General features: G+C 52.0%; 13 protein-coding genes. 8 read left to right on the forward strand and 5 right to left on the reverse strand.

Translation table 11 applies throughout. The annotated features are described in order from the left end of the window. Positions 1-64: 64 nt before the first annotated feature. Together viaA and ravA are read right to left on the reverse strand one after the other, a co-directional pair. Positions 65-1,525 (reverse strand): ATPase RavA stimulator ViaA, encoded by a 1,461-nt coding sequence (viaA, locus tag B880_RS0120720; protein WP_017349379.1) that lies wholly within the window; start codon positions 1,523-1,525, stop codon positions 65-67. Continuing rightward, positions 1,522-3,018 (reverse strand): ATPase RavA, encoded by a 1,497-nt coding sequence (gene ravA / locus B880_RS0120725; protein ID WP_017349380.1) that lies wholly within the window; start codon positions 3,016-3,018, stop codon positions 1,522-1,524. The genes viaA and ravA overlap by 4 nt, the downstream gene beginning before the upstream one ends. A 289-nt stretch (positions 3,019-3,307) precedes the next feature. Here ravA and kup point away from each other — a divergent pair, with 289 nt between their 5' ends. Continuing rightward, positions 3,308-5,176 (forward strand): low affinity potassium transporter Kup, encoded by a 1,869-nt coding sequence (kup, locus tag B880_RS0120730; protein WP_017349381.1) that lies wholly within the window; start codon positions 3,308-3,310, stop codon positions 5,174-5,176. Between the two features lie 11 nt (positions 5,177-5,187). Here kup and qseC read toward each other — a convergent pair whose 3' ends face one another. Both qseC and qseB read right to left on the reverse strand, forming a co-directional pair. Next, a complete protein-coding gene (qseC, locus tag B880_RS0120735) occupies positions 5,188-6,519 on the reverse strand; it encodes a quorum sensing histidine kinase QseC (protein ID WP_017349382.1) in 1,332 nt (443 codons plus the stop codon). Beyond that, positions 6,516-7,178, reverse strand: a complete 663-nt coding sequence (gene qseB / locus B880_RS0120740; RefSeq protein WP_017349383.1) for a quorum sensing response regulator transcription factor QseB — start codon at positions 7,176-7,178, stop codon at positions 6,516-6,518. The genes qseC and qseB overlap by 4 nt, the downstream gene beginning before the upstream one ends. Positions 7,179-7,362: 184 nt before the next feature. On the opposite strand from qseB, the gene B880_RS0120745 reads away from it, so the two are divergent. From B880_RS0120745 to rbsR, 7 genes are all read left to right on the forward strand, one after another. Continuing rightward, positions 7,363-7,755, forward strand: a complete 393-nt coding sequence (locus B880_RS0120745; RefSeq protein WP_026042812.1) for a YgiW/YdeI family stress tolerance OB fold protein — start codon at positions 7,363-7,365, stop codon at positions 7,753-7,755. A gap of 170 nt (positions 7,756-7,925) precedes the next feature. Then, entirely contained in the window at positions 7,926-8,345 is a 420-nt protein-coding gene (rbsD, locus tag B880_RS0120750) for a D-ribose pyranase (RefSeq protein WP_017349385.1), read from the forward strand. A gap of 8 nt (positions 8,346-8,353) precedes the next feature. Next, complete coding sequence (rbsA, locus tag B880_RS0120755) at positions 8,354-9,862, forward strand: ribose ABC transporter ATP-binding protein RbsA (protein WP_017349386.1); 1,509 nt, start codon at positions 8,354-8,356, stop codon at positions 9,860-9,862. Continuing rightward, positions 9,859-10,830 carry a ribose ABC transporter permease gene (gene rbsC / locus B880_RS0120760; protein ID WP_017349387.1) on the forward strand — a complete coding sequence of 324 codons (972 nt, stop codon included), beginning with the start codon at positions 9,859-9,861 and terminating at the stop codon, positions 10,828-10,830. The genes rbsA and rbsC overlap by 4 nt, the downstream gene beginning before the upstream one ends. 26 nt (positions 10,831-10,856) lie before the next feature. After that, positions 10,857-11,732, forward strand: a complete 876-nt coding sequence (gene rbsB, locus B880_RS0120765; protein WP_017349388.1) for a ribose ABC transporter substrate-binding protein RbsB — start codon at positions 10,857-10,859, stop codon at positions 11,730-11,732. Between the two features lie 58 nt (positions 11,733-11,790). Next, positions 11,791-12,720: a ribokinase gene (gene rbsK, locus B880_RS0120770; RefSeq protein ID WP_017349389.1), complete on the forward strand. Its 930-nt coding sequence runs from the start codon at positions 11,791-11,793 to the stop codon at positions 12,718-12,720. Between the two features lie 5 nt (positions 12,721-12,725). Next, positions 12,726-13,721: a ribose operon transcriptional repressor RbsR gene (gene rbsR, locus B880_RS0120775; protein ID WP_443146819.1), complete on the forward strand. Its 996-nt coding sequence runs from the start codon at positions 12,726-12,728 to the stop codon at positions 13,719-13,721. Here rbsR and mdtD read toward each other — a convergent pair. Beyond that, positions 13,718-15,118 carry a multidrug transporter subunit MdtD gene (mdtD, locus tag B880_RS0120780; protein ID WP_017349391.1) on the reverse strand — a complete coding sequence of 467 codons (1,401 nt, stop codon included), beginning with the start codon at positions 15,116-15,118 and terminating at the stop codon, positions 13,718-13,720. The genes rbsR and mdtD overlap by 4 nt on opposite strands. Positions 15,119-15,416 lie beyond the last annotated feature (298 nt).

Below are 15,416 nucleotides of genomic sequence, written 5' to 3' on the forward strand. Positions count from 1 at the left end.
ACTGTTTTCTAATTTAAGGTGAATGTGCAGTAAAACAGCGCATCAGGCAAGGGAGCTTCGGGGATCAACGCTGCCAGCGCCGCAGTAAGCGGCTTTTCAGACCGGTATCAAAGCGCCAGATATGGTCAAAGATACGCAGAATGCCGGGCTTGCCGTGGGAGGACATCGCCACGGCGTGAAAACGTTGCTGCTGCTGCAACTGGCGGGCTTTAATGGCCGCTGTCACGCCATCAGGCAGGCGCTGGGCAATAAAGTCAGACACCACGACCGCATCTGCATCCTGCCATTGCGGCCCCTCCATTCGCTGTACTACGGCATCAAGGCAACCAGCCAAATCGGTGCCGCCACGAAAACGCTGGCTGAGGAAGCGGATTGCCTGCTCCAGGCCGTTGTCTGCGGTGAGCTCGTAGCCTACGACGTCATGAGCAAACAGCATAATGTAGCAGCGCCGCCGATCCGCCAAAGCGACTTTCAGCAGCGCGAGGCAGAATGCTTTGGCGCAGCGCTCATTGAACCCGCCCATTGATCCGGAAGTATCCACGCAGACGATAAAAGGCCCACGCGGCTGTTCTTCATGCTGCTGGTGAGTCACCGGACGCTGCGTAACTTTCTCATGCCATGCATCCCCCTGAAGCCGGTAGGTCAGCAGACGTTTTTCTACCAGACGACGATAAAATTCCAGCTCCAGTTCACTGATGCTGAGCGCGGCCAGTTCCGGAGGCAGTAAACGCAGTACATCATCCCCCTGATGAATGCCATTGACCTCTTCCGGCACGTTATCGGGTTCACGAACTAGCTGACGAAACGTCTCCAGCGGTGCATCTTGCGTAGGCACTGATTTAGCCTCACGGCTACGCCCCAACTGCTGCGCCAGCTTCATTAATTCGGGCTGCTGCGCCAGATAATCACCGTATTTAACGATCAGCTCATAGTCGCCGTGCTGTAATGAGGACTTGCTCATATCCCACAAACGGCCGGCTGAGGTTTCATCTTCTTCACTCAGCACTGGTGCGAGCTGCCCACTCAACGCCATACGCTGCTGCAACTCTGCTAACAGTTCCTCGCGTTGCTGCGCCAGCAACTCTTCGTTTAACGTCAGAGTTTGCAGTGTCAGACTTAGCCGCCAGCGTTGCAGGAACAGCGTATGTTGGGCGGCACTGAGCTGCTGGGGATCGGTGTGATTGAGCTGATTTTCCGCTTCTTCAAGAAACGGCGAGTTGAGCTGCGTCAGCGTCAGCATTAGCGCGGGCAATTCACGGGTAAAATGACTTAACGACAGTAATTGCAAACGCTGAAATAGCTGGAACTCTTCATCGAGGGCCGCAGGAACCGGTGTATTGCGCATTCCCTCGCTGATTTCCGCTTTCCAGCGCGGCATATCCCGCAGCATGGCTTGCTTCAGGCTGGGAAATTTTTCAAAAAAGGCCGCCAGCTGTGGAGAAGCCAGTACTGCAAGGATCATATCCTCGATCAGTTCGGCCTCTCCGACAGAAAGCAAAGCGCTGAGTGTCTCCAGCGAGATCATTTACGTGCCTGTTTAAGCTGTTCGGCCACATCCTGTAGCGACGTTTCGATCCGCGCCAGCCAGTCATCGCTAATAAACAGGCAGCGTTGGTGCTGGCCAAACTGATAGCGCTGCGCGCGTAGCTGCTCTTCAAGTGTGGCGTACTCGGCCACGATCTCTTCCGGCAATTCTTGATTGTCGTGAGTACCTGGCAGGTTGAGACGCGTTGATTGCAGGCTCACATCACGCAGTGCCAGGCAGTTCTGATTATCAATGTGCAAATCCAGCGTCTGCGCGAAGCCAATCCCGTTCAGCTTGCCGCGAATATCGCCGCCCTTCTGCAACCAGTTTTCCAACGCTTCGCGTTCAATCAGAAGATGAGAGACTTGCATATCATGCAGCATCAACGGCTGCTGAAGCAGTAAGGTCAGGTGCGCTTCATTCAGACTGGCAGGCAGATCGTAATGGGGTTTGCGGCTAAACATCGCACTGTGTTTTTCGAGCGTAAGCGCCTGCGCAATGCTCTGCTGCTGCTGTAGCACCAGGCGGCGAGCTTTGATCTGCTGTAAGCGCATTAACATGCTTTGCTGCTGCCAGGCGTGTTGCAACATCAGCTGTTCGATCTCTCTATCCAGCAGCTTCATTGAGTTTACATCGTGCCACAGGCAATCTTTCAGCAGGATCAGATCGATAGGCGCTATTGCGCTGCGGCCACTGTAAAATGCGCTGGCCTGCAGGAGATGGATAGCTTTTTTCCAGCGACGATCGGAAATGTACGGGGCATCCGGCTGGTTCTCCAACTGCTGGCGCAGCTGGTAGATGAGCTCAAATACATTCTCTGGCAGGGCAATCTGCGTGATGCTCTGCTGCCACTGAAGGTACTCTTCATCGCTAATGCGCAGTGATTCTGCTACCGGGTTGGCGGACTCATCTTGCTGATGGGTCAGCATATTGCGGAAGTTCTGCTTCTCATGCACGTTATCCAGCCAGAGGCGAATGAGCATGCGGTCATACAGGGCTTCCAGGCCGCTATCGGCTTCCGGGAGCTCGTTTGAGGCGGTCACCAGTAGCCTCATCGGAATTTTTTCTTCGATATCGCCGTTACGAAAACGCCGTTCGTTAATCGCGGTAAGCAGGGTATTCAGAATGGCCGGGCCTGCTTTCCATATCTCATCAAGAAAGACGATTTCGGCATCAGGCAGATACCCCTTAGTCAGGCGCTGGTAGCGGCCTTCATCTTTCAGTGCCTGAATGGAGAGGGGGCCAAAGACCTCTTCTGGCGTTGAGAAACGGGTCATCAGGTATTCAAATGCGCGGGCATGCTGGAAAGCATACTTGAGGCGGCGGGCAATCAGGCTTTTCGCAATCCCTGGCGGCCCAAGCAGGAAGACACTTTCACCACTTAATGCTGCCAGCAGGCAAAGACGGATGGCGTGATGCCGTTCATACAGGCCTTTTTCCAGGGCATTGCTGAGGCGAGAAATCCTCTCTGCCAAAAGATGGGGTTGAGCCATAATCACTGCTTTGTCCTTCCGGTTTTAGTGTTGCCGCTTTTTGGCAATGGCTTAAGATAACGATAATCATGCGTAATTGCGTTGATTGCTGTCAGCTTTTTTGTTTCAGATGTTACAAGCCGCGCCGGTTGTGGCATCAGCGCCCATTTTGCCCTGAAAATACCCCCATAATTCGGCGGGCTGTAACGCTTTTAAGGTGGGTTTTTTTGTCGATATGTGCATACTGTCGGCTTTTTGATGGCCGTCTTCAGAGGGCTCCTCCTCATGGTCTACAACAAAAGATAACTCTATGAGCTCGGATAAAAAGCAATCCCTTGGTGCGCTTACCATTGCTGCTATCGGTGTCGTTTATGGCGATATCGGAACCAGTCCTCTATATACATTGCGTGAATGTCTGTCAGGCCAGTTTGGTTTTGGTGTTGAACCGGAAGCGGTATTTGGCTTTCTGTCGCTGATTTTCTGGCTGTTGGTACTGGTCGTGTCATTTAAATACATCAGCTACGTCATGCGTGCAGATAATGCTGGCGAAGGGGGGATCTTAACCCTGATGTCCCTCGCCGGAAGAAATACCTCAGCGAGATCGACCGCCATACTGGTGATCATGGGCCTGGTGGGCGGCAGCTTCTTTTATGGAGAAGTCGTCATCACCCCGGCGGTTTCGGTCCTGTCAGCCATTGAGGGGCTGGAGATTGCGGCACCGTCACTGGATACCTATATCGTTCCTATCGCTATTACCGTCCTGACTGCGCTGTTTGTGATTCAGAAACACGGTACGGGCATTGTCGGTAAGATGTTTGCGCCTGTGATGCTGCTGTGGTTCCTGGTGCTTGCGGTGCTGGGTATCGGTGGCATCATGAAAAATCCCGAGGTGCTACAAGCGCTGAATCCGGTGCATGCGGTGCGTTTCTTCCTGACGTATAAATCAGTCTCCTTCTTTGCACTGGGCGCGGTGGTGTTAGCGATTACCGGCGTTGAGGCACTGTATGCAGATATGGGGCATTTCGGTAAGTTGCCGATCCGCATTGCGTGGTTTAGCGTCGTGCTGCCTGCGCTGGTTCTGAACTATTTCGGTCAAGGGGCATTGCTGCTCAGCGATCCGAAAGCGATCAAAAACCCGTTCTTCCTGTTGGCGCCTGATTGGGCGTTGATTCCGATGTTAGTGCTCGCGACGTTAGCGACGGTTATTGCCTCTCAGGCAGTGATATCTGGGGTATTTTCACTCACTCGCCAGGCTGTGCGTCTTGGCTACTTGCCGGGCATGCGTATCATCCACACGTCTGAGGAAGAGTCCGGGCAAATTTATGTCCCTGTGGTGAACTGGGTGCTCTATTTTGCTGTGGTGCTGGTGATTATTAGCTTTGAGCACTCCAGCAACCTGGCGGCAGCGTATGGCATCGCGGTGACTGGCACCATGATCCTCACGTCGATCCTCTCCTGCACCGTTGCCGTTAAAAACTGGCACTGGCAGAAGTTAGTCGTGTCGTTGATTCTGGTGGTGTTGCTCTGTATTGATGTGCCACTGTTCAGCGCAAACCTGATCAAAATTTTCTCCGGTGGCTGGCTGCCACTCTGCCTGGCATTGGTGATGTTCACCATTATGACCACCTGGAAAAGCGAGCGTTTCCGCCTGCTTCGGCGTATGCACGAACACGGTAATTCTCTTGAGGCGATGATTGCTTCGCTGGAGAAGTCGCCTCCGGTGCGGGTTTCAGGAACGGCGGTTTACATGTCGCGAGCGTTGAATGTCATCCCGTTTGCGCTGTTGCATAACCTTAAACATAACAAAGTGTTGCATGAGCGAGTGGTACTGTTAACGCTGCGTACCGAAGATGCACCTTACGTGCACAACGTTCGTCGCGTCACTATTGAGCAACTGTCGCCGACCTTCTGGCGTGTGGTGGCCAGCTATGGCTGGCGCGAAACGCCGAATGTTGAAGAGGTGTTCCACCGCTGCGGGCTGGAAGGGCTTAACTGCCGTATGATGGAGACGTCGTTCTTTATGTCCCATGAGTCGCTGATCATTGGCAAACGACCCTGGTATCTGCGACTGCGCGGTAAGTTGTTCCTGGCGCTGCAGCGTAATGCATTGAGAGCTCCCGATCAGTTTGAAATCCCGCCTAACAGGGTTATCGAACTGGGGACGCAGGTCGAGATTTAATCCTGCGCGCGTCACCAGCTCAGGGTGACGCGCAATCCACCTTCAGTACGACGAGTGAATACCAGATGTATGGCGTGTAGCTGGGCGATATTTTTAACTATCGATAACCCTAAACCGCTGCCGATTTGCGCTTGTCCTGGTGGTCGCCAGAAACGTTCCCCCAGCCGCGCCAACTGCTCATCGTTCAGCCCTGGCCCATTGTCTTCAATAATTAAAGACCGGGCATTGATGTGTAACTGAATAAAACTGTCTGGGGGGGAATAGCGTAGAGCGTTATCCAGCAGGTTGCGTACCATAAGGCTGAGCAATAGATGATGACCGTACATCACCGGTTCTGCTTGAGTATCAAGCTGTACTTCGGTTTGCTTAGCGTCCGCCTTCACTATGTGTTCAATCAGCAAGTTTTGCAGTAGCGGCACCAGCGGCACCGGTTGGAATTCGTTCCGTAAATCATCAGTTTCGACGCGAGATAGCGTGAGTAATTGATCGATGAGTCGGGTCGCTCGCTCAATGCCGCTGTCTAACTGCTGCAATGCGTGTTTGCGTATCGTTTCATCGTCTTCTGCCAGTTGGATAACTTCACTTTGCACCCGTAATGCTGCCAGCGGGCTGCGTAGCTCATGTGCTGCATCAGAGGTAAAACGCCGTTCGCGCTGAACGAGCGCCATTGTACGATCAAATAGCCCGTTGAGTGCTGCCACTAATGGCTGAACTTCTTTAGGTAGACGCGTTTCGGAGAGTGGTCGGGTATCATCGGGTGAGCGTTGATTAAGTGAAAAGGTCAGGCGTTTTAGCGGCTTTAATTCAAACCAAACCAGCGCCAGCAATAGCAGCAGCATAAAGGGCATCGTGATAAACCACGGAAGCAGGCTACTCATCGCCAGGTCGTGCGTCATATCATCGCGATACTCCCACTCCTGGCCGACGACTACCCGGTAGCGCTTATCTGGTGAAGTCAGCCACAGTAAGCGCCAACTGTCATCGTCATCACGCAGCCTGCCATCGCGAAAGCCATCACGTTGGTTATCAAACGGTATGTCGCGACCATTTTCTCCGTCGTTAAGCAAAGGATGCCCTTCCTGACTAAACAGGGCAAAGGCCATTGCATCATCATCCTGATTCCCACGATGGTGATGCAGCAAGGTTTTTGTTTTTGGCAGCGAGCGGTTCTCCAGCATGAGCGGATCCAGTGCCAGTAGACGTTTCGCAAATAGCATTTGCTGGGTATCAAACAGTTCATTAACGGTTTCACGTGTTTGCTGCCAACTGCTTATGGTCGCAGCTCCTCCGCAGAGGAGAGTCAACAGCGTAAAGCCAATGGCCACACGCAAAAACAGGCTCATTTCGGCTCTCCCAGCATATATCCCACGCCATGTAGGGTGCGAATAAAGTGGCTGCCGAGCTTTTTCCGCAAATGGTGGATGTGGACTTCGACGGCGTTACTGGAAACGTCATCATCCCAGCTATACAGCTTATCTTCCAGCTGACTTCGGGTGAGTACTCGCTCAGGATTGCGCATAAACAGCTCAAGCAGCGCCAGCTCACGGCTTTTAAGGGATATGGTTACGCCTGCGCACTGCACACTATGATTACCCGGAGAAAGAACGACATTGCCATGCGTCAGTTCAGGCTGTAGCTGGCCGTGGCGGCGTCGAATCAATGCCTGCAAGCGCGCAGCGACCTCCGCCAGTGCAAATGGTTTACAGAGATAGTCGTCGGCACCCAACTGTAATCCCTGAATGCGTTGGCTAAGTGCATCACGTGCGGTCAGAATCAGCACCGGAACATCCACCCCCTGCTGACGCCAGTGTTGTAGAATTTCCAGTCCATCGCGATCTGGCAATGAAAGATCGAGGATCACGGCATCCCACGGAGCCGCTGCCAGCGCCTGAAACCCCTCTTCACCTGAGATAAACCAGTCCACGGTAAAGCCGAGTTTGGTTAAACCCACTTTGATTCCGTCACCAATCAGTCTGTCATCCTCAATCAGTAAAATGCGCATGATACCTCCGATATCCCTGTGGGAGTTATACGAAGCAATATCGACCTTGTATAGTGTAAATCATGAATTTTGGCCTGTTTTTCACGCATTATGAAAAAAACGCCGCCTTAAGATTCTGTTAAGAACCCTGTGATGAAATGGCTTCTGTACTCCACATATTTCATGGAACAGAGGTGACTCGATGATGAAAAAATCAGCTACTTTATTAACCCTTTTAGTCTTCGCCGCTTCGCCAGTTTTCGCTGCACAGCAGGGAGGATTTATTGATCCTGACTCCCCTGTCGTTCAGGCCAAACGTGGTGGATATCAGGCTGAAAGCCAGGTTGTGACGGTGAAACAGGCTGGTGAAATGAAGGACGACAGTTGGATTACCGTGCGCGGCAAGCTGGAGAAGCAAACGGGGGATGAAGATTATCTGTTTCGCGATGCCAGCGGCACAATGAAGGTTGAAATTGATCATAAACGCTGGAATGGATTGACCATTACACCCAAAGATACGGTTGAATTAACCGGCGAGCTGGATAAAGATTTTAATGCCGTGGAGTTGGATGTAAAACAGGTGCGTAAACTGCCATAATTCCTCTTGATGAGCCGCACCAGCGGCTCTCTGCTATCACTTATCACAAATTTCTTAACGCTTAAGCGAAACGTTTCGATAGCGATCACACTTCTGTCATTACCTCGTTGTATTACTGTCTGCATTTCATACACTGCCGTCAGCGAAACGTTTCGCTGTGGAGTAGAAAAATGAAAAAAGGTCGCTTACTAAACGCTGAAGTTTCTCATGTGATTGCCCGCCTGGGGCATACGGATACGCTGACAATTGCAGATGCAGGTTTGCCTGTTCCTGCGGGTCCGCAACGTATCGATCTGGCTCTCACGCCGGGTATCCCCGATTTTTTGCAGGTGGTCAATGTGGTCACGCAGGAGATGCAGGTAGAAAGCGCGCTGATTGCGGAAGAAATCCAGCAGCACAACCCGCAACTGCACAGCGAGCTGCTCGCGCTGCTCGATGCTTTGCAACAACACCAGGGAAATACCATAGACGTTCTTTACACCAGTCATGAAGCATTCAAACAACAAACACAACGCAGTCAGGCCGTCATTCGCAGCGGAGAGTGTTCTCCGTATGCGAATGTCATCCTGCGTGCTGGTGTGACTTTCTGAGGCTTCTCATGCAACCGTTATTGCAACTCAAGGGCATTGAAAAATCGTTTCCCGGTGTGAAAGCCCTGAATGGCGCTTCACTGGCTGTTTATCCTGGCCGGGTAATGGCACTGGTAGGGGAAAACGGCGCCGGAAAATCCACCATGATGAAGGTGTTGACGGGCATTTATACCATGGATGCCGGTTCATTCCAGTGGCTGGGAAAAGAGATCCGCTTCAATGGGCCGAAGGCGTCGCAGGAAGCGGGCATTGGCATTATCCATCAGGAACTCAATCTTATTCCGCAATTGACCGTCGCCGAAAATATCTTTTTGGGGCGGGAGTTTGTTAACCGTATTGGGCGTATTGACTGGAAAAGGATGTACACCGAAGCAGATGCTCTGTTACAGCGTCTGAATCTGCGCTTTAACAGCCATAAGCTGGTGGGGGATTTGTCGATTGGTGACCAACAGATGGTCGAGATTGCCAAAGTGCTCAGCTTCCAGTCGCAAGTCATCATTATGGATGAGCCAACGGATGCGCTGACCGATACCGAAACGTTGTCATTGTTCCGTGTTATCAACGAGCTGAAAGCGCAGGGCTGCGGCATTGTCTATATCTCACATCGTATGAAAGAGATTTTCGAGATCTGCGATGACGTCACGGTGTTCCGCGATGGTCAGTTTATTGCCGAGCGCGAAGTTTCTTCCCTGAGCGAAGAGAGCCTGATCGAGATGATGGTGGGACGCAAGCTGGAAGAGCAGTATCCCCATCTGAACCAACAACCGGGTGATATTCGCCTGAAAGTGGAAAATCTCAGCGGACCAGGCGTAGACCAGGTGAGCTTCAACCTACGCGCAGGTGAGATCCTCGGTGTCTCCGGTCTGATGGGCGCTGGGCGTACTGAATTAATGAAGGTTCTCTATGGCGCATTGCCACGCACCGCAGGCCAGGTTTGGCTGGATGGCAAACCTGTAGCGCCACGCGCACCGCAGGATGGGCTGGAAAATGGCATCGTCTATATCTCTGAAGATCGTAAACGTGATGGGCTGGTGCTTGGCATGTCGGTAAAAGAGAACATGTCATTGACGGCGCTGCGCTACTTCAGTCGTCACGGCGGTGGCCTGAAACATGCTGATGAGCAGTTGGCTGTCGGGGATTTTATTCGTCTATTTAATATTAAAACCCCTTCGATGAATCAGCCAATCGGTCTGCTTTCTGGCGGAAATCAGCAGAAAGTGGCCATTGCGCGTGGCTTGATGACGCGGCCAAAAGTCCTGATCCTCGATGAGCCCACTCGTGGTGTAGATGTCGGGGCAAAAAAAGAGATTTATCAGTTAATAAACGAATTTAAAGCCGATGGTCTCAGCATCATCCTGGTGTCATCGGAAATGCCTGAAGTGATTGGCATGAGCGATCGCATTCTGGTTATGCATGAAGGTCATTTAAGCGGCGAATTTACCCGTGAGCAGGCGACGCAGGAAAACCTGATGGCGGCAGCGGTCGGTAAGCAACACAGTGAGGATTTAGTTATATGAGTACCCAAACCCTGGCGAACGAACGTCGCTGGTTCAGTAAAGCCTGGCTGTTGGAACAGAAATCGCTGATTGCACTCATTGTGTTGATCGTGGTTGTTGCCAGCCAAAGTCCGAACTTCTTCACTGTGGCGAACCTGTTCAATATTCTGCAGCAGACTTCCGTCAATGCCATCATGGCGGTGGGCATGACGTTAGTGATTCTGACCTCCGGGATTGATTTATCGGTGGGTTCACTGCTGGCGCTAACCGGGGCGGTAGCGGCTTCGATTGTCGGCCATGAGGTGAATGCGCTGGTGGCCGTGGTGGCTTCATTGGCACTCGGCGCTGCAATCGGCGGTGTTACCGGAATTATTGTGGCTCGTGGCAAGGTGCAGGCGTTTATCGCCACCTTAGTTATGATGCTACTGCTGCGCGGTGCCACGATGGTGTATACCGACGGCAGCCCGATCAGTACCGGTTTTAGTGACAATGCCGATCTGTTTGGCTGGTTTGGTATTGGCCGTCCTTTGGGAATCCCAACGCCGGTCTGGTTGATGGTGATTGTCTTTGCCCTCGCCTGGTACATGCTGCATCACACCCGCCTTGGCCGCTACATTTATGCTCTGGGTGGTAACGAAGCGGCTACCCGTCTTTCTGGCATTAACGTCAATCGCGTCAAGATCGTCGTTTATTCACTGTGTGGCCTGCTGGCTGCGTTGGCCAGCACCATTGAAGTCGCTCGTCTCTCTTCCGCTCAGCCTACGGCGGGCACCGGTTATGAACTGGATGCCATCGCGGCGGTGGTATTAGGCGGAACCAGCCTGGCGGGAGGTAAAGGACGCATCATGGGCACGTTGATTGGTGCGCTTATCCTTGGCTTCCTGAATAACGGACTGAATTTGCTGGGTGTATCCTCTTATTACCAGATGATCGTCAAAGCAGTGGTTATCCTGCTTGCGGTACTGGTAGATAACAAAAGCAGTAAATAACTCTGAACCTACACAGGATATAAGCAATGAAAAAGTTAACTGCACTGGCTCTGATTCTTGGTACCACGCTGAGCGCCAGCGCTATGGCGAAAGACACCATCGCATTAGTCGTTTCTACCCTGAACAACCCATTCTTTGTCTCACTGAAAGAGGGTGCGCAGAAAGAAGCCGATAAACTGGGATACAACCTGGTTGTGCTGGACTCGCAAAATAACCCAGCTAAAGAACTGGCTAACGTGCAGGACTTAACGGTACGTGGCACTAAGCTGCTGTTGATCAACCCAACGGACTCTGATGCTGTAGGTAACGCAGTGAAGTTGGCAAATCAGGCCAATATTCCGGTAATCACCCTGGACCGCGTTGCGGCGCAGGGCAAAGTGGTTAGCCACGTTGCTTCTGATAACCGCTTTGGCGGCAAGATGGCGGGTGACTTCATTGCGAAGAAACTGGGTGATGGTGCCAAAATTATCGAATTGCAGGGGATTGCCGGCACTTCTGCTGCGCGCGAGCGTGGCGAAGGTTTCAAGCAGGCCGCCGATGCGCACAAGTTTAATATCCTGGCCAGCCAGCCTGCAGATTTTGACCGCACTAAAGGCCTGAACGTCATGCAGAACCTGCTGCAAGCGCACCCTGATGTGCAGGCGGTATTTGCTCAGAATGACGAAATGGCATTAGGTGCACTGCGTGCACTGCAAACCGCAGGTAAAACTGACGTGATTGTCGTAGGTTTCGACGGTACAGCAGATGGCGTGAAGGCGGTACAAGGCGGTAAACTCACCGCTACAGTCGCTCAGATGCCTGATAAAATCGGCGTCATTGGTGTCGATACCGCGGATAAAGTCCTGAAGGGTGAGAAAGTTCAGGCTGTGAATCCAGTTGACCTGAAGCTGGTCGATAAATAACAAAGAAAAGCAGAGCAACGCGCCACCGTAAAGGTGGCGCATTTTTTGGATGATACCTATGAGTAAAAGCGCAAAGCTGGCGGTTCTCGGCAGCATCAACGTTGATCAGATCCTCAATCTCGCCCATTTTCCGCGTCCCGGTGAAACGGTGATTGGCAAGCAGTACCAGATTGCGTTTGGGGGTAAAGGAGCTAATCAAGCGGTTGCTGCGGGCCGTGCTGGAGCAAATCTGGTTTTTGTTGCCTGTGTTGGCGCTGATGATGTTGGTCAGCGCATTCGTGAGCAGCTTGCCACTGACAACATTGATACCTCTTCAGTTGAAGCGATTGACGGTGAGTCCACGGGTGTAGCGATGATCTTTGTTAATGGTGAGGGGGAAAATACCATTGGCATTTATGCTGGCGCGAATGCCAGCGTTACGCCTGAGTATGTTGCCCGGCATCGTGAAGCCATTGTAACGGCCGATGCGCTCCTCATGCAGCTTGAATCTCCGCTGGAAAGCGTACTGGCTGCGGCAAAGCTGGCGCGCGAAAACCAGACGCAGGTAATTCTCAACCCGGCTCCAGCGGTACCTTTGGCGGATGAGCTGTTAGCACTGATTGATATCATCACCCCGAACGAGACGGAAGCAGAAATCCTTACCGGAATCACCGTCAACAGTGAAGAAGATGCTGCACGCGCTGCTGCGGTACTTCACCACAAAGGCATCAAGACCGTATTGATTACCTTGGGAAGCCGTGGTGTCTGGCTTAGCGAGCAGGGTGCAGGGCAGCGTATCCCCGGTTTTAAAGTGAATGCCATTGATACTATCGCAGCAGGCGACACGTTTAATGGGGCATTCATTACCGCTCGTTTAGAAGGCGTTGCTATGAATGAAGCCGTACGTTTTGCTCATGCCGCTGCTGCTATCGCCGTGACACGATCTGGGGCACAGCCTTCAGTACCGTGGCGTCGTGAAATTGATGATTTTCTGCAACTGCAGGGTTAATGCCATTGGCTACCATGAAGGATGTTGCTCGCCTGGCGGGCGTTTCAACCTCAACCGTTTCTCACGTTATCAATAACAATCGCTTTGTTAGCGATAGCGTAAAAGAAAAGGTTGAACAGGCGATTAAGGCTCTCAACTATGCGCCGTCAGCTTTAGCACGCAGCCTGAAGTTAAAGCAGACGCGTACCATTGGTATGCTGGTTACGACCAGTAGCAACCCCTTTTATGCTGAAGTCGTGCGTGGTGTAGAAGACAGTTGTTATGAACGTGGTTATAGCCTGATTTTATGTAACACCGCTGGTGATGAAGAACGTATGAACCGCAGCCTCGAAACGCTGATGCAAAAGCGGGTCGATGGTTTGCTAATGATGTGTACCGAAACACACTTACCCTCGGCGGATATCCTCAGCCGCTACCCTTCCGTGCCGATGGTCATGATGGACTGGGCACCTTTTGAAGGGCGTGGTGACATCATTCAGGAAAATGCGCAGTTGGGCGGTGAATTAGCCACGCGACACTTAATTGAGCGTGGATATAAGCACATTGCCTGTATTACCGGGCCTTTGGATAAAAGCCCGGCGCAAATGCGTTTAGAGGGGTTTCATAAGGCGATGGCCGATGCCGGACTGCCGGTACCCGCAAACTATGTGGTGAATGGCGACTTCGAATTTGAAGGCGGATTTAACGCGATGAATGCGTTGCTGGTGCTGGCGACCCCACCGGAAGCCGTATTTGCCAGTAATGATGCTATGGCGGTAGGGGTTTACCATGCCTTGTATCAGGCTGGCCTCCGCATCCCACAGGATGTTGCGGTGATGGGATATGATGATATCGAGCTGGCGCGCTATCTTACTCCGCCGTTGAGCACGGTACATCAGCCTAAAGATGCACTCGGCCAGCTCGCTATCGATACTCTCATCTATCGTTTAAACGAAGACCCTGACGCCAGTCAGGTGACTCTGGTTTTAACACCAGAGCTTATGCCGCGTGGTTCCAGTTAAGCTTTCTTCTTTTTATCGCTGTTGTTTATCAGGTTACGTCCATCCCCATTACGCAACAGCATAAAAGTAAACGCAGAAATCGCGGTGACCACGCCCATCGTCAGGAAAGTGTCCTGGAACTGCTGCACAGTTCCAGACTCTATCTCCTGATAGAAGCGCAGTACGGCAGCACTTACGGCTACCCCAAAGCTGATTGAGAGTTGCTGTGTTACCGCCAATACGCTATTTCCGCCACTGGCATTCTCATCTGTCAGGTCGGCCAGGGTGATGGTGTTCATGGCGGTAAATTGTGTCGACATCGCCATACCCAGAATAAACAGTGGGACGAGCAGTAAGATAATGCTCTCCTGAGCGGAGTGCAGTGAGAATGATGCGATCAGGCAGCCGATAATCAACGTGATGCCTACCAGTGTCTTACGGTATCCCAACCAACGCAGCACATTGGTCACCATCGATTTCGCGAGAATAGAGCCGAACGCGGTGGGAGCCATCATGCAGCCGGCAATAATAGCGGAATAACCAAAGCCTACCTGTAGCAACAGCGGGATGAGAAAAGGAATACAACCTGTACCAAGACGGGATGCAATGTTACCGATGATGCCGACGGAGAAGGTCCGGGTCTTAAACATCTGCAAGTTAATTAAAGGAGCAGCGCTGCGACGTGCATGTACTATATAGAGGAGTAACATTGCTACACCCGCCAGCAGCGTGACGATTCCCACCCAACCCGCAACAATACGTTCGCCAAAAAACTCCAACCCGATGGACATCAGAACCAACCCTAGACCAAACAACAGAAAGCCTGGAAAGTCGAAGCGCCGTTTGGGAGTGGTGAAGTCAGGCATGTATTTTCTGGCATAGACGATGCCCAGGATGCCAATTGGAATATTAATCAGGAAGATCCAGTGCCAGGTGGTATAGGTGACCAGGATACCGCCGAGCAATGGACCGAGTATTGGGCCTACCAGTCCGGGCATGGTGACAAAATTCAGTACCGGAAGAAGTTCACTGCGGGGATAGGCGCGCAATAACGCTAACCGTGCGACGGGCATCATCATTGCCCCTCCAACCCCCTGTACAACACGTGAGGCTACCAGAACAGCCAGTGAGCCAGAAAGGGCGCAGGCCAGTGAGCCGAGGGTAAACAGTGATACAGCAATAATAAAGATCTTACGGGTGCCAAAGCGGTCTGCCAGCCAGCCGCTCACAGGAATCAGCATTGCCACCGTGAGCGTGTAGCTAATAATCGCTGATTGCATGGCTAAAGGAGAACGTTCGAGGCTGGTGGCGATGGCAGGTAAAGCGGTATTAAGGATGGTGGCGTCCAGGGATTGCATAAAAAAGGCCATAGCAGCTATCCATGGCAAGCCGGCCATACTGCGCGCGGAGCGTATCATTTACATTCCTTCTTATCATTTTCCCTCATCAGGCCTCACAGAATAGCACTGGCTGATGTTTGCGATATGCCGATTATGGCCTTTTGAGGGGGCTTTCTGTTGGTTTTCTGGGCGATAAAGCGTGGTTTTTACCCCTTTTGTATAAAAAAAAGGCGAACGGAAAATTATTTAAAATAACCCCTTGTCAGACTGAATAAACTCCCTATAATGCGCCACCACTGAGACGGCAAAGCGGAAACGCAAACGACTCAGCAGGGAGTGAAGTGATTCATCCCGCCAGAGAAAAATACTGAAAAAA

The organism is Pantoea sp. A4 (assembly GCF_000295955.2).
Classification (GTDB): domain Bacteria; phylum Pseudomonadota; class Gammaproteobacteria; order Enterobacterales; family Enterobacteriaceae; genus Pantoea; species Pantoea multigeneris.

Bases quoted from the DNA above. Each gene is read 5' to 3' on its own strand.
- rbsB (WP_017349388.1), top strand. From the start codon at position 10,857: ATGAAAAAGTTAACTGCACTGGCTCTGATTCTTGGTACCACGCTGAGC.
- rbsD (WP_017349385.1), top strand. From the start codon at position 7,926: ATGAAAAAAGGTCGCTTACTAAACGCTGAAGTTTCTCATGTGATTGCC.
- rbsC (WP_017349387.1), top strand. From the start codon at position 9,859: ATGAGTACCCAAACCCTGGCGAACGAACGTCGCTGGTTCAGTAAAGCC.
- kup (WP_017349381.1), top strand. From the start codon at position 3,308: ATGAGCTCGGATAAAAAGCAATCCCTTGGTGCGCTTACCATTGCTGCT.
- B880_RS0120745 (WP_026042812.1), top strand. From the start codon at position 7,363: ATGAAAAAATCAGCTACTTTATTAACCCTTTTAGTCTTCGCCGCTTCG.
- qseB (WP_017349383.1), bottom strand. From the start codon at position 7,178: ATGCGCATTTTACTGATTGAGGATGACAGACTGATTGGTGACGGAATC.
- ravA (WP_017349380.1), bottom strand. From the start codon at position 3,018: ATGGCTCAACCCCATCTTTTGGCAGAGAGGATTTCTCGCCTCAGCAAT.
- qseC (WP_017349382.1), bottom strand. From the start codon at position 6,519: ATGAGCCTGTTTTTGCGTGTGGCCATTGGCTTTACGCTGTTGACTCTC.
- mdtD (WP_017349391.1), bottom strand. From the start codon at position 15,118: ATGATACGCTCCGCGCGCAGTATGGCCGGCTTGCCATGGATAGCTGCT.
- rbsK (WP_017349389.1), top strand. From the start codon at position 11,791: ATGAGTAAAAGCGCAAAGCTGGCGGTTCTCGGCAGCATCAACGTTGAT.
- viaA (WP_017349379.1), bottom strand. From the start codon at position 1,525: ATGATCTCGCTGGAGACACTCAGCGCTTTGCTTTCTGTCGGAGAGGCC.
- rbsA (WP_017349386.1), top strand. From the start codon at position 8,354: ATGCAACCGTTATTGCAACTCAAGGGCATTGAAAAATCGTTTCCCGGT.